At 46.9% G+C, this 20,822-nt stretch carries 16 protein-coding genes; 7 read left to right on the top strand and 9 right to left on the bottom strand.

Annotation, left to right across the window (positions count from 1 at the left end; genetic code table 11):
* The first annotated feature begins 59 nt into the window (after positions 1–59).
* Positions 60–746 (top strand): phosphate signaling complex protein PhoU, encoded by a 687-nt coding sequence (gene phoU, locus G464_RS0104410; protein WP_022856889.1) that lies wholly within the window; start codon positions 60–62, stop codon positions 744–746.
* Positions 747–796: 50 nt separating this feature from the next.
* On the opposite strand, the gene G464_RS0104415 is transcribed toward phoU, so the two are convergent.
* From G464_RS0104415 to G464_RS10105, 6 genes are all read right to left on the bottom strand, one after another.
* Entirely contained in the window at positions 797–2,482 is a 1,686-nt protein-coding gene (locus G464_RS0104415) for a DEAD/DEAH box helicase (protein WP_022856890.1), read from the bottom strand.
* A 129-nt stretch (positions 2,483–2,611) separates the two neighbouring features.
* Positions 2,612–2,860, bottom strand: a complete 249-nt coding sequence (locus G464_RS10055; RefSeq protein ID WP_152670860.1) for a hypothetical protein — start codon at positions 2,858–2,860, stop codon at positions 2,612–2,614.
* Between the two features lie 467 nt (positions 2,861–3,327).
* Complete coding sequence (locus tag G464_RS0104420) at positions 3,328–4,065, bottom strand: phosphoglyceromutase (protein WP_021617624.1); 738 nt, start codon at positions 4,063–4,065, stop codon at positions 3,328–3,330.
* A gap of 27 nt (positions 4,066–4,092) precedes the next feature.
* On the bottom strand, positions 4,093–5,049 hold the full coding sequence (locus G464_RS09680; RefSeq protein WP_155237054.1) for a prenyltransferase: 957 nt from the start codon (positions 5,047–5,049) through the stop codon (positions 4,093–4,095).
* 71 nt (positions 5,050–5,120) lie between these two features.
* Positions 5,121–6,827, bottom strand: coding sequence for a lysine--tRNA ligase (lysS, locus tag G464_RS0104430; protein WP_420834443.1), 1,707 nt, complete (start codon positions 6,825–6,827; stop codon positions 5,121–5,123).
* A gap of 298 nt (positions 6,828–7,125) precedes the next feature.
* The gene (locus G464_RS10105) at positions 7,126–7,290 is read right to left on the bottom strand and encodes a hypothetical protein (RefSeq protein WP_155640489.1); all 165 of its coding nucleotides are present in this window, start codon (positions 7,288–7,290) and stop codon (positions 7,126–7,128) included.
* Between the two features lie 932 nt (positions 7,291–8,222).
* On the opposite strand from G464_RS10105, the gene nrdD reads away from it, so the two are divergent.
* Together nrdD and nrdG are read left to right on the top strand one after the other, a co-directional pair.
* Positions 8,223–10,616, top strand: coding sequence for an anaerobic ribonucleoside-triphosphate reductase (gene nrdD, locus G464_RS0104435; RefSeq protein WP_049215573.1), 2,394 nt, complete (start codon positions 8,223–8,225; stop codon positions 10,614–10,616).
* A gap of 84 nt (positions 10,617–10,700) precedes the next feature.
* The gene (nrdG, locus tag G464_RS0104440) at positions 10,701–11,438 is read left to right on the top strand and encodes an anaerobic ribonucleoside-triphosphate reductase activating protein (RefSeq protein ID WP_022856894.1); all 738 of its coding nucleotides are present in this window, start codon (positions 10,701–10,703) and stop codon (positions 11,436–11,438) included.
* A gap of 135 nt (positions 11,439–11,573) precedes the next feature.
* On the opposite strand, the gene adhP is transcribed toward nrdG, so the two are convergent.
* Positions 11,574–12,584: an alcohol dehydrogenase AdhP gene (adhP, locus tag G464_RS0104445; protein ID WP_022856895.1), complete on the bottom strand. Its 1,011-nt coding sequence runs from the start codon at positions 12,582–12,584 to the stop codon at positions 11,574–11,576.
* A gap of 214 nt (positions 12,585–12,798) precedes the next feature.
* Positions 12,799–14,919 (bottom strand): hypothetical protein, encoded by a 2,121-nt coding sequence (locus G464_RS0104450; protein ID WP_155237055.1) that lies wholly within the window; start codon positions 14,917–14,919, stop codon positions 12,799–12,801.
* Between the two features lie 668 nt (positions 14,920–15,587).
* Between G464_RS0104450 and G464_RS0104460 the strand changes: the two genes are divergently transcribed.
* On the top strand, positions 15,588–16,079 hold the full coding sequence (locus G464_RS0104460) for an inorganic diphosphatase (RefSeq protein WP_022856898.1): 492 nt from the start codon (positions 15,588–15,590) through the stop codon (positions 16,077–16,079).
* A gap of 635 nt (positions 16,080–16,714) precedes the next feature.
* On the opposite strand, the gene G464_RS0104465 is transcribed toward G464_RS0104460, so the two are convergent.
* Entirely contained in the window at positions 16,715–17,530 is an 816-nt protein-coding gene (locus G464_RS0104465; protein WP_022856899.1) for a hypothetical protein, read from the bottom strand.
* Positions 17,531–17,705: 175 nt separating this feature from the next.
* Here G464_RS0104465 and G464_RS08905 point away from each other — a divergent pair, with 175 nt between their 5' ends.
* Genes G464_RS08905 through G464_RS0104480 form a run of 3 tightly spaced genes read left to right on the top strand, consistent with a single transcriptional unit; the run spans position 17,706 to position 20,714 of the window.
* Positions 17,706–18,464, top strand: a complete 759-nt coding sequence (locus G464_RS08905; RefSeq protein WP_022856900.1) for a response regulator transcription factor — start codon at positions 17,706–17,708, stop codon at positions 18,462–18,464.
* A 1-nt stretch (position 18,465) separates the two neighbouring features.
* Positions 18,466–19,137 (top strand): endonuclease III, encoded by a 672-nt coding sequence (nth, locus tag G464_RS0104475; RefSeq protein ID WP_022856901.1) that lies wholly within the window; start codon positions 18,466–18,468, stop codon positions 19,135–19,137.
* 23 nt (positions 19,138–19,160) lie between these two features.
* The gene (locus G464_RS0104480) at positions 19,161–20,714 is read left to right on the top strand and encodes an ABC transporter substrate-binding protein (RefSeq protein WP_022856902.1); all 1,554 of its coding nucleotides are present in this window, start codon (positions 19,161–19,163) and stop codon (positions 20,712–20,714) included.
* Positions 20,715–20,822 lie beyond the last annotated feature (108 nt).

The following is a 20,822-nucleotide window of genomic DNA, read 5'->3' on the forward strand; positions in this document are numbered from 1 at the left end:
ATACTCTAAAATAAGACACAGTAAACGCCACACCACAAGCCATGTGTAAGGGAGCTGCCATGCGCGCACTTTTCAATGAAGAACTGCATCAAGTCGCTACAGATTTAACTACCATGACTATTGCCGTGCATAAGGCGGTAGAACGAGCTGGTGAGGCATTGTTTAACAACAATATTGAAGTGGCTCAAGACGTGATTGATGGCGACGCTCGTATTGACGCTTTGGAGGCTTCGATTAACAATCAGTGCGTTATTTTGCTCGCCAAGCAAAGCCCCGTTGCCACTGATTTGCGTGTGGTTGTGTCTACTATGAGCATCGCTTCCCTACTGGAACGCATGGGCGATTTAGCTCGCCATATTGCCGAAACGGCGCGAAGCACGTATCCTGAGTCTCCTCTGGCTCCTCAAGTCATGGATATTTTTGTGAAAATGCAGGCTTTTGCCCAGCGCACCACACAGACTTTGGTTGATTTAATGGATACGCATGATGAAGTTGCCACACAAAAGCTCATTATGAGCGATGATGAGATGGATAAGCTTTTTGAATCTGTGTATGCCATTGCTCGCTCGGATGCGTGGAACGCAACTGTTGAGCAGACGATTGATACTGTTTTGCTCAGCCGCTATTACGAGCGCATTGGAGATCACTCGGTGTCTATTGGCCGCCGCTTGATCTATATGGTCTCTGGTTTTGATCCAACAAAGGATCCGTCCCACTATATTGGCGTCGATACTGATGGCGATTAAAACTGATTAAGAAACAAGGGCGCAGCATTATGTGTTGCGCCCTTGTTTCTTTACTTCTTTTTATACGCGAGTTCTAAGCCCAACTTTTTATCTTTGAACTTAGCTTTTTTCAGCGATTTCAGTACTGTTGACGATAAATCAGTTGGTAACTCTACGTAGCTAACCGAATCTTTTAGCCCGATAGCGCCAATAACTTTTCCAGGGATATGCGCTTCGCTCGAAATAATGCGCACAATATCGTTTGGACGAATACCATGCTTCTTGCCAAGGCTTATCTTAAAACGCACCATACCTTCTTCAACCTCTTCATTAACGAGGTGAAGTTTACGGTCTTTACGGTTTTTACGCTCTTTATATTCCTTGTGCTTTTTCTTGCCAGAACGTTTATCGTCATCCCACGGCATAACTTCATCGTCTGTCTGTTCGCGCGCGGTCTCTCCGTTATCTCCCGTTGCATCAAGCGCTAACTTTAAGAAAGCAGCAGCAATATCCATAGCCGTGTAATCAGAAGTATTAACTTGATTATCAATAACATCAATCATGTCGTGAAGATTATCGTTCTCAATAGTGCGAGCGATATCATCCATGATTTTTTCAGTTTTAATAGCGTTAACATCAGCTATGGTTGGGATATGCTGCGATATGATTTTCGTTTTGCAGTACTTTTGAATATCTCGCAAACGATATACTTCTTTACCGCGCACAAAACTGAAAGCGCGGCCTGCTCGTCCCGCGCGACCCGTACGACCGATGCGATGCACGTAATACTCAGCTTCGCGAGGAATATCGTAGTTAAAAACAGCTTCTACATCATCAACGTCAATACCTCGAGCAGCAACGTCGGTGGCAATCAAAATTTCTGTTGTTCCTGTACGGAACTTTTTCATCACACGGTCTCGCGCAGACTGCTTCATATCACCATGCAAACCCTCAGCCACGTAACCGCGCACCTGTAACTGCTCAGCTAAAGTATCGACCATTGCTTTCGTATTGCAAAAAACAAGCGATAATTTAGGGGAATAAAAATCAAGTAACCGCGTTAAAACGTCGGTTTTATCTTTGCGACGCACATCGTAATAATACTGATCGATTTGAGGAACAGTCAGCTCTGTTTGAGCAACCTGCACATGCTGAGCATCATGCTGATATTTCTGCGCAATATCCATAATTGCTTGTGGCATAGTTGCAGAAAAGAGGATAACCTGACGGTTCTCTTCAGGCATCTGATCCAAAATCGTTTCGATGTCTTCGCGGAAACCCATGTTAAGCATTTCATCAGCTTCATCTAAAACAACGGTATGAATGCCTTGCGTTTCAATGGTTCCGCGACGCAAGTGATCCATCACGCGACCAGGAGTGCCAATAATAATCTGCACGCCTTCCTTAAGACCACGAATTTGGCGAGCCATATCTGCCCCACCGTAGACCGGCAAAATGCGCACACCATGCATATATTTCGAGAGATGATGCAACTCTTGAGCAGACTGAATGACCAGTTCGCGCGTAGGAGACAGCACCAGCACCTGCGCACTACGCACAGAAGCATTGACTTTTTCAAGAACCGGGATTCCAAAGGACGCAGTTTTACCCGAACCTGTTTGTGACTGACCAATAATATCGTGACCGCGCAAAATAACCGGAATGGCGGCTTCCTGAATAGGTGAAGCTTCTTCAAAACCCATATCGCTCACGGCGCGGAGCATGTGAGAGCTTAGACCTAATTCTTCAAATTTCATGTATGTTCTTTCTGAGCAGACGCGAATATCGCATTACGCCTGCTGATGGAGTGTTTCTGGACAATAAAAAGGAACGCTATACTGTAGCGTTCCTGATTCTGAGATATTCAGTGGGATATTCAGTAAAGTCTACGAGCATTCTTTCGTAGTTCTAAGACTATCAGTATGACTGTATGTCTTTACTTTTCTGCGATAGGTATCTGCGATAGGTAAAAGTCTTCTCGTTTGAGCAATAAGACATGCAATAAACAAAGGAACTGCAGTCATCGCAACCCATGCAATAACCATGGCAGGATTACCCCCATGAAGAAAATGCGAAACCGTAAAAGGTAAAGCAAATCCAACTACTGCCTGCGCAATAGCAAGCCAAAAACTCACACGCAGATAAGTATTGAGCCGGCTGATGTTGAATCTCTTATACCAGACACTAAAACACCAAGATGTATAGATTACCCACACACAAATCGGGATAGGGATAAGCGCGCACAAACACAGGATTGGGGCGTGAATCCATTCATATTCAGGAAACTGCGAAAACTCATCTTGAATAACTGAAAACGCAGCCAATGTAACCCCGGCAATAGACAGAAGAGTAAAATACAGCACAAATTATAGTAAAAATGCTCGTTATTATTCTTTTATTGAACATGACAATCCCCTCAACTCTGTAATGCGTAATGCGCGTCGTTGCAGAAGTGTTTTCATTGACTTTTCGCGCGAAAAGTGCCTTCAATACTACTCGCCTTGCCTAGTAGAAATACGCCACCTCATACCCCTGCACATTTCCTCCCATAAAACAAAATCGCCTCTGATTTCTCAGAGGCGATTGAAGAAGAGTTTAACTCTTACTTACCCTGGTTTGCTACAGCTGCTGCACCTGCTGCTGCTGCTTCAGGATCGAGGTATTCACCGCGTGGCTTGATTGGCTTAAAGTTCTCATCCAATTCGTAGAGCAGTGGGATTGCAGTAGGAATGTTAACCTGTGCAATTTCGTCCTCGCTCAAGCCGTCGAGCATCTTTACGATTGCGCGCAGAGAGTTGCCGTGTGCTGCGATAAGAACTGTCTTACCTGCAGCAAGCTGAGGCTTGATTGTTTCTTCCCAGTAAGGGGTTACGCGAGTTACCACATTTGCCAAAGCTTCAGTTTCTGGAACGTCTGCGCCAGTATAGCGTGGGTCACCGTTCTGAGAGTACTGATCGTTTGGATCGATCTCTGGTGGTGGTGTTGCGTAAGAACGACGCCAAATCATGAACTTTTCGTCACCGTATTCCTGACGAATTTCAGACTTGTTCTTACCCTGCAAAGCACCGTAGTGACGCTCATTCAAACGCCAGTTGCGCTCTACTGGAATCCACAAACGATCTGCGGAATCCAAAGCAATATTTGCAGTGTTAATGGCACGACGAAGAAGAGAAGTGAAAACGATGTCTGGAAGTACGTTCTTCTCCTTGAGAAGCTCGCCTCCTCGCTTTGCTTCTTCAACGCCCTGTTCGGTCAAAGGTACATCTACCCAACCGGTGAACTGGTTTGTCTTATTCCATGCGCTCTGTCCGTGACGGAGCAATACTAACTTGTAAGTCATGCTTTATAGTTTAGAGCGCGTTGACGACTAGGAAGCCATCAAAAGAATAAACATAAGCAGATAATTTACTGCCAGAGCAAGCATCAGCTGATTCATAAAGATAAAAGCACCACGATAATAGTGCTGCTCGTATACTGCAATCCGCACGCACCGTAAGGCCTTCCAACTTACAGTAATAACTGCAGCAGCCGTCAGAAGATACAGAACTCCTAAATCACTGATTAATTGCGTGCCCATAATATGATATACAGAAAGCGCATACATAAGGTTTACCGCCCATACAATAAACACGCATAGATGAGCGCCCTGTACCGTTTTATCTATACCCCAGCGCACAACGATAGTATTTTTATGAACTTTTTTATCGCTTACGCGGTCACGCATATTATTGATAAGCATGACGAGAGCGCTGACTAAGCCGCATTGAATACTTGCGGCAATACCGTACGCTCCTATACGCTCGGTTAGCATAACGCTGACAGAAAAAACGAGTACTGGTCCAAAAAATACGAACGCAAGAAGCTCTCCAAAACCGCGAGCGCTCAAAAAACTGGAATATCCCCACGCAGCCGCTACGCACACAGCTCCTACCCCAAGAAGCCAATAATCCTGACTTATCCACACAGCCGCACAACCGGCAATAATGCCAATAATCGCAGTGATCCATGCACAAGAATGCGAGATATGCGCTCCACAAGGAAGTGCATTTAAACGCTGCGGCGCATCAGCAGCACGCGATGTATCTACACCTCGCACGCCATCAAGATAATCATTAACAAAGTTCGCGCATATTTGCAGACTCAGTGCCACTAAAACAGCAAGACCGAGCAGCACGAGGTCTTCATAAAAGATAACTCGTGGTAACTGCCCGCAATGGTCTCGATCTAAGTATGCGCTTAACCCAGCAATAATTACGGGGCAGACAGAAAGAGCCCATGTGCGCGGTCGAGATCCGGCAATAATCATCCGAACTTTTTCGCACACTTGAGCTCCTTAAACTTCGTGGTGTACATAAAAATATGGTGCGAGAATTACTCACACCATATAATCATGAACTAGCTATTTAAAGGCTTAACGAGAGGGAAGGTAATGGTTTCACGGATAGTTGCGCCCGTCATAGCAATCAACAGACGGTCAATACCCATACCCATACCGCCGGCAGGAGGCATACCCAAGCCCAGTGCTTCAAGGAAGTCTTCATCAATATCCATAGCTTCATCATCACCGGCTAAAGCCATCTTTGCCTGAGCAACGAAACGCTCACGCTGAACAACTGGATCGTTGAGCTCGGAATATGCAGTTCCCAGCTCAAAACCGCGCACATACAAATCCCACTTCTCCACTTGACCTGGCTTCGAACGATGAGACTTGGTCAGCGGCGAAGTTTCTACAGGGAAATCGCGCACGAAGGTTGGTTCCCACAGCTGATGAGGGTCTTCTGTGTAGAAGTGCTCCCACAGATTTTCCACAAGCTTACCGTGATTTTCTACATCTTCACGCTCAACACCCAACTTATCAGCGAATGCACCGAGAGTTTCTACAGTCGTTTCTGGGGTAATTTCTTCACCAAGCTTCTCAGACAGAGACTCGTAAATATCGAGTTGGCGCCACTGCCCCCCCAAATCATATTCGCTGCCGTCAGCCAAAGTGACAACTGTAGAACCGAAGGTATCAATAGCGGCTTGCTGCACGAGAGACTGAGTCAGTTCTGCCATCGTGTCGTAGGTGCCGTACGCTTCGTAGGCTTCCAAAGTGGTGAACTCTGGAGCGTGAGTTCCGTCTGCACCTTCGTTACGGAAAGCGCGGTTAATTTCAAAGACACGGTCAATGCCGCCTACCAGCATGCGCTTCAGGAAGAGTTCTGGAGCAATACGCAAGAACAAATCCATATCGAAAGCGTTAATATGCGTGGTAAATGGACGAGCTGCTGCACCACCACGGATAGCCTGAAGCATTGGCGTTTCAGCCTCCATGTATCCGCGCTGATCGAAGTTACGGCGCAAAGATGCAACAACTGATGCTCGATTACGTACCATCGTGCGCATCTTATCATCTACAATCATGCCCAAATATGGCTTACGTGTGCGCTGTTCCTCGTTCAAATCCTTATGCAGAGCTGGAAGAGGACGTAAAGACTTGCTAGCAATCTGCCATTCGCTGGCGAAAATAGACAGCTCACCGGTCTTCGAAGCGATAACACGACCTTTAATAAAGAGATGATCGCCCAAATCAACAAGCTGCTTAAACTCCTTGAGGCTATCTGCTCCCACTTCCTTCTTAGAGAGCATACCTTGGATTGGAGTGCCGTTGCCGGCTGCCAACTGAACGAAGCACAAGCCACCGCCGTTACGCAAGAAAATGACTCGACCAGCCAAAGCAACAACATCATCCGTTTCTTCGCCAGCTTCTAATTTGCCATCGTAGTTCTTACGAATATCCTCAATGGTGTGAGTAATAGGCAGTTCTGCTGGATAAGGATTCGCGCCATTCTTAAGCATGAGCGCGCGCTTAGCCACACGCATTTGCACCTGCTCAGGATGAGCATGGGGACCAAACTGAGAATTAGACGAATCGATAGCTTCGTCTAATGAGGCATCGTTATTGATACGCTCGGCAATCACCTCGTCCTGTTCCATTAATAATTCTGCGCGCTCGACAGTGCTCAGCTCATGGCTCTGCTGGGTTTGTTCCGCGGTTTCGGCGGTCTCGGCGGTCTCGGCTTGCACGCTCTGTGCACTCTGTGCAGCGTTTTCTTCAATCAAATCAGACATTCTTCCCATACACTTAACGTTTGGAATTCCATATTTCAATAGTCTTAAGGGTACTAAAAGAGTTGTACACGATGGCGTGCGGAGGTTTTGGTATACTTACTCGCACATGGCACAGTGCTATCGTTTCATTTTGCTGTATCGTGTGTTTGATCCTAATCTTTATAGCCATATTCTTCAGGACAAAATACTGATTGTGTGGCAGGCTTTACATTTGAACTCTAGCGTAAAGGTCACCACATATATGAATGCCCATAAGACCTGTTTTCTGTTTTGTTCTTTACGTTCGAGTTCAAGCGTGAAGCTTAGAACGTGACTTGACCTCACAATACGGCTCAAGCAGGCCGTATCTTTTACCTATCTGCTTGCGCATAAAACTCACAACAATCATACTGTGTGCAGAAGCGCTCTCAGGGTTGTAGCCTTCACGTTGCTCACGAAGCGTAAAGCTTGCCACACAAAAACTGAAGAAGTAATAAATAAATTTCACTTAACCGATTCATACACCTGTTATGCCACTTTTTATGCACAATATCTGGCATGCATTCATCTGAACAGTTCCTCCATGCAGAAAGCTTAATCAGCAAGTTTTCCATGTAAATCTGCTACGTTGTAACTTTTCCTCATAACATACATCTAACTTCTATACTTGTTTACTTGTATATGTATATCAACATGTTTCTTTCTCGCGAAGACGAGAGAAAGGACGGAGTAGCAAAATATTCCTTTAATACACCCTTTACATCGTCAAACTATTGACAACACTCTGAAAAAGCAATAAACCACGCAAAGAGCAAAAGAAAAATAAAGAGCATTTTAGATCAAGTTTTGCACCACAAAGCGCAAAATTAAGCAAATACAGTTAATCGCGCTCAGCCAGAATGCAACTCTTCAAAACAGCAACGCAATCACGGCGTGAAAAAAATCGATAGCCTCAAACCCAAACGACACGCCCACACATTTTCTTCATCAAATTACACGCGCGTTATTTAGTGTGCCACATCACATTATGCACAAAATTATCCCCACACATTCGCACGGAATCATGCCAAAATATCAAGTTATCCACTTTTATCCACAAGACCAAAAACCACTATATATAGTGGTTGTATATAATTATCCACACTTTATTTAGTTGTATTTAGTCCTGCTTATGGCATATGATTACCTTCCAGTGTTCAGCACAAAACGATAACGCTTTCGCTCTATCGCTTCTGTTCATAGACATCATGCATACGCTTCGCGCACTGTGTAGCTTTGCACACTGTCATCAGAAACACACAAAGCCAAGAGCATATCGCAGCTTTACATCTTGCTATAACCAGCTGGAGCAAAGCCAACTGAATACGAACCACATACCGTATATCTGCTTACAAAGGAAGGCTCATGATGACTGCACCGACAGCGTCCATGCTCGAAGACGTTAACATTTCTATCAACGATATCAAGGTAGAAAAGCGCGACGGTCGAGTAGTTCTTTTCGATCGCATGAATATTATTCACGCCATCGAAGCGGCCTTTCATGCGGTAGGAGAAGATTTAGATTCTCGCAATTCTCGTCTTATTGAAGACATGACAACCACTGTAGAAAGCGCTATTGCTGGTCGTTATACAGGCAATGTTCGCATTGACGATATTCAAAATGCTGTAGAGCACACTCTTATTAATAATCATTTGTACGAGATTGCTCAGGCTTATACGTCATGGCGCTTAAATAAAGATATTGCGCGCGCTAAGGCAAGCGATGTGAACGAAGCTATTAAGAAGTTCATTAATCGCGATGAAACGATTATGCGAGAAAATGCTAATAAGGATTCCAACGTCTACGCTACTCAGCGCGATTTATTAGCAGGTGCTGTATCTAAGGCAAGCGCGATGAGTATGCTTCCTTCTGAGGTTGCTAATGCTCATATTAAGGGCGATATTCATTTTCATGATGCGGATTACAGCCCATTTACCCCAATGACCAACTGCTCTTTGCCTGATTTTGGCAATATGCTTGCCAATGGTTTCGTGTTGGGTAATGCCATGATGGATTCGCCTAAATCTATTGGCACCGCTGCTACCCAGATTACGCAGATTATTAAGGATATTGCTGGCTCTCAGTATGGCGGTCAGACGGTGAACCGCGCTGATGAGATGTTGGCTACTTACGCTCAGCTTGATTTTGCGAAGAATATGGAGATGGCTCGCACTGTTTTCCCTGATGGTGAGCCTATTGATGTTGCCCAGCGCGCTATTGCTGCTTTTAAGGATCGCGAAGCTGATTGGTTGCACTTTGAAAATCGTGATGCTTTGCCTATGGATGAGCCCTTCCATCATGACGTTGATGAGCTTGAGCAGATTCGCGAAGTGTATGCAAAGATTTTAACGCGCAAGAATATTTACGATGCTATGCAAACCATGGAGTATCAGATTAATTCCAACCGTATTAGCAATGGTCAGACTCCTTTTGTTACTGTTGGTTTTGGTTTGGGTCAAGATTGGTTTGCTCGCGAAATCCAGCGCGCTATTTTGCTCGTCCGCATTCGCGGTTTGGGTAAGGATCGTCACACTGCTATTTTCCCTAAGCTTGTATTTACTGTGAAGAACGGCGTAAATGCTAAGGAAGGCGAGCCAAATTACGATTTGAAGCAGTTGGCTTTGGAGTGCGCTACTAAGCGCATGTATCCGGATGTTGTTTTCTACGAGAACATCGTGAAGATTACTGGCTCCTTTAAAGCGCCTATGGGTTGCCGTTCTTTCCTGAACGGTTGGATTGATCCGGATACAGGTGAAGATGTAGAAGATTCTCGCTTGAATTTGGGCGTAGTTACCGTGAATATTCCTCGTATTGCTTTGGAATCTCACGGTGACAAGAAGCGTTTCTGGAAGCTGTTTGATCAGCGTATGCAAATTGCGCACGAAGCCTTGCAGTTCCGCATTAAGCGCTGTAAGGAAGCTACTCCAATTAACGCTCCTACCCTCTTCCAGTATGGCGCTTTTGGTCGCCTGCAGCCAGGGGATAACGTAGATCAGCTCTTTAACCGTTCTCGCGCTACTATTTCGCTCGGATATATTGGTTTGTATGAGACTGTAGCTATGTTCTACGGCAAAGATTGGATGCAAGATCACAGCTGGGATGAGAACGGTAAGAAGTTTGCTTTGGAGATTGTGCAGCGTATGCATGATTTATGTGTTGATTGGGATAGCGCTGAGGGATACCATTACTCCGTTTATTCCACGCCTGCAGAGTCTTTGACTGACCGTTTCGCTCGCTTAGATAAGGAACAGTTTGGTGTGATTGATGGCGTTACTGACCATGATTTCTACACCAACTCCTTCCACTACCCAGTATGGTTGCGCCCAACTCCTATGGAAAAGCTCTCGTATGAGCGCGACTTCCCATACTTGGCAAACGGTGGCTTTATTAACTACTGCGAGTTCCCAAGCTTGCAATCCAATCCAAAGGCTTTGGAAGCTGTATGGGATTATGCTCATAACATTGGTATTGGCTATTTGGGAACGAATACTCCGATTGATCACTGCTTCGAATGCGGTTTTGAGGGGGACTTTGAACCGACTGACACAGGATTTAAGTGCCCAGAGTGCGGCAATAATGATCCAAACAAGTGCAACGTCACCAAACGCACCTGCGGTTATTTAGGTAACCCAGTGCAGCGCCCTATGGCTCACGGTCGTCATGAAGAAATTTCTCATCGTGTGAAGCACATGGCAGGTGAAACCGGTCATGTTACGTTAAAAGATGGCACTGTGCGTCAATGGTGGGATGATGCAGAGTAATATGTTTTAACCACTTGCAAGGGTTTGCTCGATTGCACACGTCAGGTCGAGCGAACCCTTAGTTTTTCGTAGAAAGAAACCAGCATGTCTGATGGGTTTACCAAAACCGGCTCAGTGCGACGTAGCGCTCACCGCGATTTTGCTCCAGAAGAAAAAAACCGCGGACCTTATATTCCTACTGCTCTTGCCAATAATCCTCGTGCCGGTCAATGGGATGGACGCAAACTCTCACGCAATATTGTGGCAGATTACAAGCGTTTTATTGTAACGGATGGTGAGGGAATTCGTTGCTCACTCTATGTGAGCGGATGCCCATTCCACTGCCATGATTGCTATAATTCTTCGATTTGGGATTTCAAAGCAGGTCATGAATATACCCAAGAACTCGAAGATAAAATTATAGAAGATTTAAGCTTAGATTACGTGCAGGGTATTACTCTTTTAGGCGGAGAACCACTGCTCAACACTCCTATGCTCATACAACTGACGAACCGTATTCGCCGCGAATTTGGTTCATCAAAAGATATCTGGGCTTGGACTGGATATACATGGGAAGAGCTTATGCGAGAAGGTGAAACTCCCGATAAGATTGAGCTATTACATAATATTGATATTTTGGTGGATGGTCGATATATCAGTAGTTTGCATGATTCTCTTTTACAATTCCGTGGCTCTTCTAATCAACGTATTCTCGATGTGCCACGTAGTTTTGAAGAAGGTCGAGCAGTTATCTGGGATAAGTTACACGATCAAGAACGTTTTATTCCTGAAATGTATGGAAAAGAACGTGCAGCCAGCGAGGATGCTACCGAAAATAATTAAAAGAACTAAAAGCACAACGCCCCTTCACCTGCATGATGATGAAGGGGCGCATCGCTATATTCTTACAGGTGTGCAACTGCAGAAAGAGAGAGAAAAAGTTCACACACCTTTAGCGCATAACGACTGTGCAAGACTTTAGTGCTTCAGATCAATAACCATACGGCCACGAATCTTTCCAGCTTCCATCTCATCGAAGATATCGTTAATATCTTCCATTGGTCGAGACTGGCATTGTGGAACAACCTTGCCTTCAGCACCGAATTGGAAGGCTTCTTCCAAGTCCTTACGAGTACCAACAAGCGAACCCACAACACGAATACCATCAAGCACCAAACGAGGAATGCTCAAATCCATAGACTCAGTTGGCAAACCAACTGCAGCTAAAGTACCACCAGCACGCAAAGCATCAACAGCGCCATTAAAAGCGCTCTTACCCACTGCAGTTACTACTGCGCCATGAGCACCACCGCATTCACGCTGAACAACTTCGCCCAAGTCTTCCTTCAATGGGTTAACGCACAAGTCAGCACCGAACTTCTTAGCAAACTCGAGCTGCTCGTCGTTAATATCAACAGCAATAACCTTAGCTTGGAAAACATTCTTTGCATACTGCAAAGCGAGGTTACCTAAACCACCCAAACCAGAAATAACAATCCATTCACCCGGATGAACGCCAGACTCCTTAATAGCCTTGTAGCAGGTGACGCCAGCGCAAGTAATAGAGCTTGCTGCATAAGAGTCAAGACCTTCTGGAACTTTAACTGCATAATCCGCAGGAACAATGCACTCGTGTGCCATACCACCGTCAGCAGTGTAGCCAGCGTTGAGCACGGAACGACACAAAGTTTCACGACCTGTCGTGCAATACTCACAACGGCCACAGCCCTTAAAGAACCAAGCTACGGATACGCGGTCGCCCACCTTGAGAGCATCTGCTCCTTCAGCTACTTCCTTAACAATGCCAATACCCTCGTGTCCAAGAACTACGCCAGTTTTGTCGCCATAATCCTGATGCATCACATGCATATCAGTGTGGCATACACCGCAGCATTCCATATCGAGCAATGCCTCACCATAACGTAATGGACGCAATTCCTTATCTACAACAGCGGCTTTCTTATCTTGAGTTGCTACGATTGCCTTCACGACAGAATCCTTTCTACATAAATACTCATCATCGAGAGAACTTGACATCTCCGTCAAGAACACACCACCTAGTGTATCCCTATTCCTCGAAATGGTAAAACGAAACACCATAAACTCACAGATTAATATGTTCGTTTGTGCGCACGATGTTGCCATTTTGTAGGATTTTCTATCATTTCCTCAACGGCGTGTTCTTGACGTGTTTTGTCAAGCATTATTCATGACGCAACCTCCATAAAGTTCGTGCAGCCACCAGCAAACCATAAGCCAACATTGCAGTTGCCGCAGCAGCCGCTACTCTCACTAACGAAATACCCGTGCGTGCCAGTGGTTGGCTTGGTTTTTCAGGAGTTTTCGGCGTATCCGGAGGCGGCTTAATCTCCGTTTGTTCCCCAGCAACCCCCAGCCCATGCGAAGCCAAAATCGTTCCATCCGCACCGCGCAAAGTTGCTTTCCAATACACAATTCCCGGAGTCTGCGATCTCACAGAAGGACTGCGCACCTCATAACTGCCATCATCTGCGCGCATGTCCGGAGTAATCGCCACCGTTTCCTCTTTGATCAAGACCGGCGTCGCTCCCATCTCCCCTCCACTATCGGCGGCATCATAAGCAGTAAAACTCACAGTCGACCCCTCCGAAACAGTACCTTCCACACGTGCAATATCAGCAAAATCTTCGCCTGGCATCACTTCAGACTTGTCAACATGCGTCACTATCGAGGCACTGTGTGGCGTCTTCACCACTCGAGTGCATTCCCACTCATCGTTCCACGCACTGGTCACAGGCATCACGCGGTCATCTCCAGCGAAACTATACACGAAAGCGTAGTAACCAAGCCTGTCAGCATAAATGTGCACGGGCTCACCATGCGCGTCCGGCTTGCCACCTCCCACAGCGAGAACACCATTGCGCGCTTCATACTCAAACTGTCCAACGAGCTGATGCGTATCATCATCTGCGGGAGCCACCACAGAGTCGGGCTTGTCTGCCGACCAATACACGCGAACCGTTGCCAAGCGCTCATCTGCCTTCCAGCCAAACCTCTCATTACCCGTAAACTCACCGTGATCATCGGGGAACCCAGCAATCGTAATACGATCGGTTAGTGGCGCTCCTAACTCAGCGGAATGCTCCGAAACTGTTGAATCAACAGACACATGCTGTCTGGTCGATGTGCTTTCTTTCACATCCAACAACCCAGAAATCGCATCCTTATCCATCCACTGTCGCGCGTCTTTGCCACCCGCATCTTCACCTTGCTCATCGCGCGCAATCGTCCACACCCAGGTGGTGAATTTACTCTCCTCATCAGTAATCACAGAGCTGTGCACATCGCGCGTTTGGCCCGCATCAGTAAACTCTATCTGCTCTGTTCCCACCGATTCAAGCCCTAACTCGCGTAAACGAGCAATATAATCAGCGGCTTTTTCTCCATCCCGCACCTGAATTTTCTCATCTGCGCTCAATTGCGCAACCTTCTCATGCGTCAAACCCGTATACGCGTAACCGGTCGCTTTTAGCGTCACTCCCTTTTCCCACGCATCGCCTGACATAACGCCCACCTGCACACTATCGCTCATCGCATTACCCGCCTCGTCAATCAACGAAGGAACTTGAGTGCGAATTTCTGGCTGAAAAACCTTACGCACATCGAAGCGAATACCCTGAAAAACCGCCTCATGATTATCGCCTAAGCGCACAAAATTTTGCGCACTATCCACATCATCTAAGGTCTGCACAGAGACGCTCTGCGAGGTACTCACTTCACCCTCACCCGTTGCAACCCATGGCACATCAACCGGATCGGTAGCACTCGTAACAGTAATAGAATCCGAATTATTACTCTCAAAATGCGCAGGACCATGCAATCGCACAGTAACAGGAACATTATTGAGAGATTCACCGCTTGCATTCGTTACACGCACCGACACCCGACCACGCCGCTTTGCCTGCGAATACGCCATCGTAACCTCCGTGCCCGCAACAGCATGCGACGTGCCCTCCGCCCATAATTCGGTCGCACGCTGCTCAACCCCAGGAGCATCCGACATTACACGCGCTCGGCTCGCATTCCATTGCGGACGCGAAGAATCTAAATCAAAATGATCATGAATAAGCGTTGCTAAAGCCGCATGATCCAAGGGATTTGACGAGTTATGATACCTCTCCAACAGATACCCCATTGATCGCGTTTGCGGCGAGTCAGGAATTTGCCGACTGTTGCTAAACGTCCACGTAGAATCCACGCCCCATTGATGGCAGTACAGATAATCGCCGTTCTCACTGACGCCAATCACGCCCAAAACGTACCCTTTAAAGCTCGGCAAAAGCATGAACAGGCTTTTTGACGGTCTCGCCAGATGACCGCCTGCAGGTTTCGCTGATGCAATTTGCGGTTGAACGTTCAGACATAGCATCACGAGCAGCGCAACGCTCAGTAGCATCCCCCACAAGAGGGATAGAATGCGCGCAACTCGCGACGTGCGCAGCATTTGTGCTCTTTCCGATCTCAACGAACGCAGCATCCGCACGCTATTTTCTTCAACTCTATTTTTGACAACGTTATTTTCTGCGCGTTTTTCTTTCGAAACCGCTTGACGCTCTTCTCTCGCGAGCGCGCTATCCGAGCACTTAAGCCTTCTCCTGAATAATTTTTTCATCGTATGATCCTTCCCTATTTCTACGACTACGGTGTCGTTCTTCCAGCATGACTGATGCGAGCGCGAAAACCACTATTGAAATGAATATGTGAACCAATGTGGATAACTCGCCCAGTTTCAGCGGAGACATCTCATGTCTAATGCCACGTAAGCGATATCTTTCACACTAAACACGTCCACCGCTCCATCACCATGCCACTCGCTTATACCACTCGCTTATACCACTCGCTTCCCCGACTCATAACGAACCCATACCTCTCGCTTATACTGCGCAGCAAGTAAGCTAGACGCTGAGAGTGCTGATTGATCAGCGCCACACACAATCTCTTTGAGGAGAAAAAATGGCAGAAACATTTAATGTTTTGGTGGAAATTCCACGCGGTTCTAAGAACAAGTACGAAGTAGACCACGAGACCGGCCGCATTATGCTCGACCGCACTTTGTTCACTTCTATGGGCTACCCAGATGACTACGGCTATATTGAAGGTACTTTGGGCGAAGACGGCGATCCACTCGACGCTTTAGTTATGATTCCAAACTCCGTATTCCCTGGCTGCATTGTGGAATGCCGCGCTGTTGGCTTGTATCACATGGTTGACGAAGCTGGTGGAGACGACAAGATTTTGTGCGTTCCTGCAGACCCTCGTTTTGACGACATCAAGGATATTGACGACGTTAACGAGTTCCACAAGAAGGAAATTGAACACTTCTTCAACCAGTACAAGGCTTTGGAGCCAGGCAAGGAAGTTATGCCAGGTTCTTACTGGACTACTGTTGACAAGGCTGAGGCAGAAATCGTTGCTGCTCGTCAGCGTTTGGCAGATGCTGAGTAAACTTCAGTAGACCGCTTACTGCTTATATAGCGAGTCCTCGGAACGTCTTTTAGGACTTCCGAGGACTTTTTTATTCCGCAGATATTGCGATTGCTAGTTCTTCAGATTTTAGCGATGTTTCGAGGAGTAAGTTGCCCAGTAAGTTCCACTTCGTTCCTCCGGATGGCATGCGTCACGACATCGTTTTGGCGTTTTGACACATTTTGGTTTGACTTCATGACTGAGGTCGATACGCGCAACCGATATGGCACTTTTGAAGCCATTTTTGCGCATCAAAACTGGTATAAAAGGTGTATTAATCCGTTAAACCAGCATGTGTGAGAGTAACAACTCTTAAGACTTGATGAGTTCCGAACATCGTTTGACATAACAGGTTTTGCTTGTTTTGCTTTACTGCTCGGATAAAAATGTCAGCCATGGCAGGTTTCTTCTGCCGTGGCTGACTGCTTTTTAGACCTAAAACTGGAACGAATTACATTGCCAAACATGACATACTGCCTGCGTCATAGCTCAAAACACTTGCAGAGGTTCAAGTCATTCAGACCACGTAAAACTTACACCGTTTCATTAAGTCAGTTTTACGAATTTCGCACGCGAGCCGAGAACCACGCCAGCCTAGAGCACACTAAGAACACTCAAACAATAAAGCTGATAAGGAAAATCATCAGTGGCAAAATACCGCTGAGCATTGCTGCTAATCCTGCGTATCTCCAAACAGGAGAGAGATTACGCGCTTCTTCAGTCTGTTGCGAAGCCTCGTTCGCTTTACCATCGCTTGACTGCTCACCCGCTTGAGGGGCTTTCACTCCAGAACCACCCGCTTGAGATGCACGCACGGCATCGCGTGACCAAGCTCCCACACTCAGGCTAATGCACAGAATTCCGATAACGATGAAGGCAATAATAGCAACGAAAGCAGTAGTACTGATTGCCAAACCAGCCGCACGCGCAAAACGCGCAACCATCCAGCCTGACGATGCCAAACCTAAAGTTCCCATCAAAATAATGTTTGCCAGCGACTCAATTAACTGAGTGCGTTCTTTTCGCAACATTTCAAATAAGAAACCGCCAGCAATCAAAGCGGACATCAGCATAAACAGAGCCGCACCAAAATGCTGTTCGGCTGCGATTAAAGCGGCAATGACTCCCGCGAGGCTCATAGCAACTGCTGCAATACGTGAAGCATGAGGAGTAGGCGTATACAGTTCAGCAGGGAAAAGCCAAGCCGCAACACCTGCCACCGCCACAATAAACACAGGCAGAGCATACAAAAGAACACCGCCCACATGCCACATGGATGCAATCAGGAAAAACATAAGCGCACATACAACCGCGCTTGCCCCCGCTACACGTACACCAGCCACACGAACACCAGCTACACGCGCACTCCGAGCAGCGCCCGACTCACCCACATTCCCACCCTGAACACCAGCGGCTTGTTCCTTCGACATTTTCACTCCTTGACCGCAAATAGACGAATGCGGTAGATAACGTTTACTATTATTCATAGTAACGGTTTAGCAGGGCATTCTGTTCACGCCGTTGTTTGTTACTTCATGCGCTATCGATATGAACACACAAATCGCAAATCGAAGCGCGCAGTATGCGTTTTTCGGAAGGACAGTCATGAGCGATTTCACACTGCTAACAAAATCGACTGATCCCGCTTCCGTGTTGCCTGCTTTAGCTTTACTCCAACATCGTGTGCGCGTTCTGCCTACAGAAACATCCTCGCTTGTGCGCATTCCTGATGAAAGTATTGTGTTTTTAGATGCTCGCGAAGATGTTGCGTCTGCAAAGACTTTCTGCTCGATGGCAGCTGCCTCGGGCGTTCAATTTCCAATTATCGTTATTTTAAGTGAGGGCGGCTGTTTAGCTTTTAACGCTGAGTGGAAGGCTGCAGATTTCGTGGTCAACACTGCCAGCCCTGCAGAAGTTGAAACTCGCGCGCGCGTTCTGTCTATGGGCGGCTTGGTTAATCCTGGTCTTATGCACACGTCAGATACTTCAGACGATGAGAAGAATTCCTCGTCTGCATCGTCTCGAAACGGCGTGATTACGTGCGGCGCTTTGGAAGTAGATACGATTGGCTACACCGCTACGCTGCATGGACATCCGCTTGATTTGGCGTATAAAGAGTTTGAGCTTCTCAAGTATTTAGTACTGCACCCAGGCCGCGCTTTTACGCGCACACATTTACTTCAGGAAGTGTGGGGCTACGATTATTACGGCGGTACGCGCACGGTTGATGTGCATGTTCGTCGTCTGCGCGCTAAGTTAGGCGTTGAGTTTGAGTCTGTGATTGGAACTGTGCGTAACGTGGGTTATCGTTTTGACCCTCCTCAGGGCGCTCGTTCTCATGGAGATGGGCAAGACGAAGAGTAACATGCCTCGCGAGACCAAACAGCAACGCGCGCAACGCATTCATGAGGAGTACGCGATTTTATGCGAAGAAATACCGAATCCTCAGCCAGGTTTAGTTTTTCGTAACTCTTTTGAACTGCTGATTGCCACGATGATGAGCGCTCAGACCACGGATGTACGCGTTAACTCGGTTACTCCTGAACTTTTTGCGCTCTACCCTACTGCTGAAACGATGGCTGAGGGCAATGTGGAACTGATTGGCGAGATTATTCATGCCATCGGTTTTTGGCGGGTAAAAGCCCAGAGAGCTGTGCAGATAGCGCAATCTTTAGTCCGTGATTTTAATGGCGAAGTGCCTAGCACAATGGAGGAGCTGGTAACTCTTCCGGGAGTGGGTCGTAAAACTGCAAATGTTGTGCTCGGTCATGCTTTTAATGAACCCGGTTTTCCGGTTGATACGCATGTTATTCGGTTAACACGTCGTTTGCGTTGGCGCACAGATTGGCGTTCATCTCATCCAGATCCCGTGCATATTGAGTCAGAAATAACGCAATATTTTGAACCATCCGAGTGGAAAAACGTGTCGGATCGTCTTATTTTATTCGGGCGTTCTACGTGTCATGCACGCAAACCTGAATGCGATATGTGTCCGCTCAAACAAAGCTGCCCGAGCTTCGGCATGTATACTCGTTAGCCTTGTGACGTAGACTACGACCTATGAGTCAGAAGTCATCATTACGTTCAGGTCTTATTTTCTTTGCTACGCTTATTGTGCTCGCTCTTATAGTGACGGGCGGATGGGCAATTGTGAATCATAAGGTAGAGCTGCCTGCCGTCTTAGGTGGGGCGGAAGGAAACGGTCAAACCCTTACAGTGGCAACCGCCCAACCGATCAGCTCTCTTGATATGACCTCTAATACGTCTTCTGCTCTTGATCAAGCTTTACTGCATAATGTGTACGATACTTTGGTCGGTCGCGATGAAAAAAATCAGCCTGTGCCCACTGGTTTAGCCAAAAACTGGAGCATTTCTCCAGACGGTTTAACCTACACTTTTAAGCTGTACTCAGGTATGAACTTTTCGAACGGTCATACTGCTAATGCGGACGATGTGATCGCCTCGCTGAAGCAGACGCTCGAAAAGCAAACGGTTGATTCAACGCGGTTGCAGCGCGTCACAAGCGTGAACGGCAATAATCTCACAGTAGAAATAACGCTATCTCAAGCAGATCCAAACCTTCTATGGGCGCTGAGCACGCGAGCTGGAATTATTTACGACTCACAAGCCACGTATGACGCAGCGAAAACTGCTGTCGGTTCTGGCCCGTATCAGGTTGAAGCCTTCGAAGCCGGCAAATCGCTTACCTTAACAGTTAATCCTCACTATGGTAAGAAAATCAAGGGTTTTTCTACTATCAAGCTAGTTGCATACCCTGATGCGAATGCAGCTGTGGATGCTCTCGAAGCGAAAAAAGTGGATGCGATCTTACCGCTGGCTAATTCCCCTGCAACCGCTAACGTGGCGGCTGCTCGTCAAAAGCTTTCCGAGCTCAAAGACGTAACTGTTGCTACAACCGCGAGCACCCATCGTTGGGCTATTGCTTTGAATACTTCTGCGGATTCGCTGTTCTCTGACACGCATATTCGTCAGGCTTATCGCGCAATGCTTAACCAGTCTGAGCTTATTTCTGCGTTGGGAGTAAGCGCAGTTGCGCTGTCTGCCCCTGTTCCTTCTCTCGATCCGGGATACCAGGATTTAACGGGAACATATCATGTGGATATTGCGCAGGCTCGTCAATATTTGAGCTTCTATGGGTATGCGCGAAACTTTACTTTGTCGTATCCGCAAAGCATAGGTGACGCTTTTGCTCAGACCGTAGCTTCGCAGTTGGTTGCAGTAGGCGGAACGGTTACACCTCAAGCTGTTCCAGATAATCAATGGCAGTCTCAGATTGTAGAGGGCAAACAGTTTGATATGGCGATTATCGATTTAAGCAGTAGCCATGACCTCTTAAATATTGCCAGCCCTGATTACATAACTCAGTACACAAGCCCTGACACGAATACCGCTTTAGATAATGCGCGAAAAGCTGCGAATGATAATGAATACACGGCAGCAATGACAGCCTTAAGCAATCAGATTGCTGATGCCTCGCCAATAATTTGGGCGTATGAGGAACAGCCGATTGTTGCTGAGCGCGCTGGAATTACTGGCATGCCTAAGGCTCTGGCGGATTCATATGTGCAGCTGGAAAATATTGTGAAGGAGTAGGGTTCTCGCATCGGCTTCCCGCTCCTTTAACTCACCTGTAGCTCACTTGTAGCTCACCTGTGCTTAGCCTCTGTCTGTGCAAGTTCCTGCCTTCTGCTCCCCACTTCG

Source organism: Alloscardovia omnicolens DSM 21503, assembly GCF_000420505.1.
GTDB lineage: Bacteria > Actinomycetota > Actinomycetes > Actinomycetales > Bifidobacteriaceae > Alloscardovia > Alloscardovia omnicolens.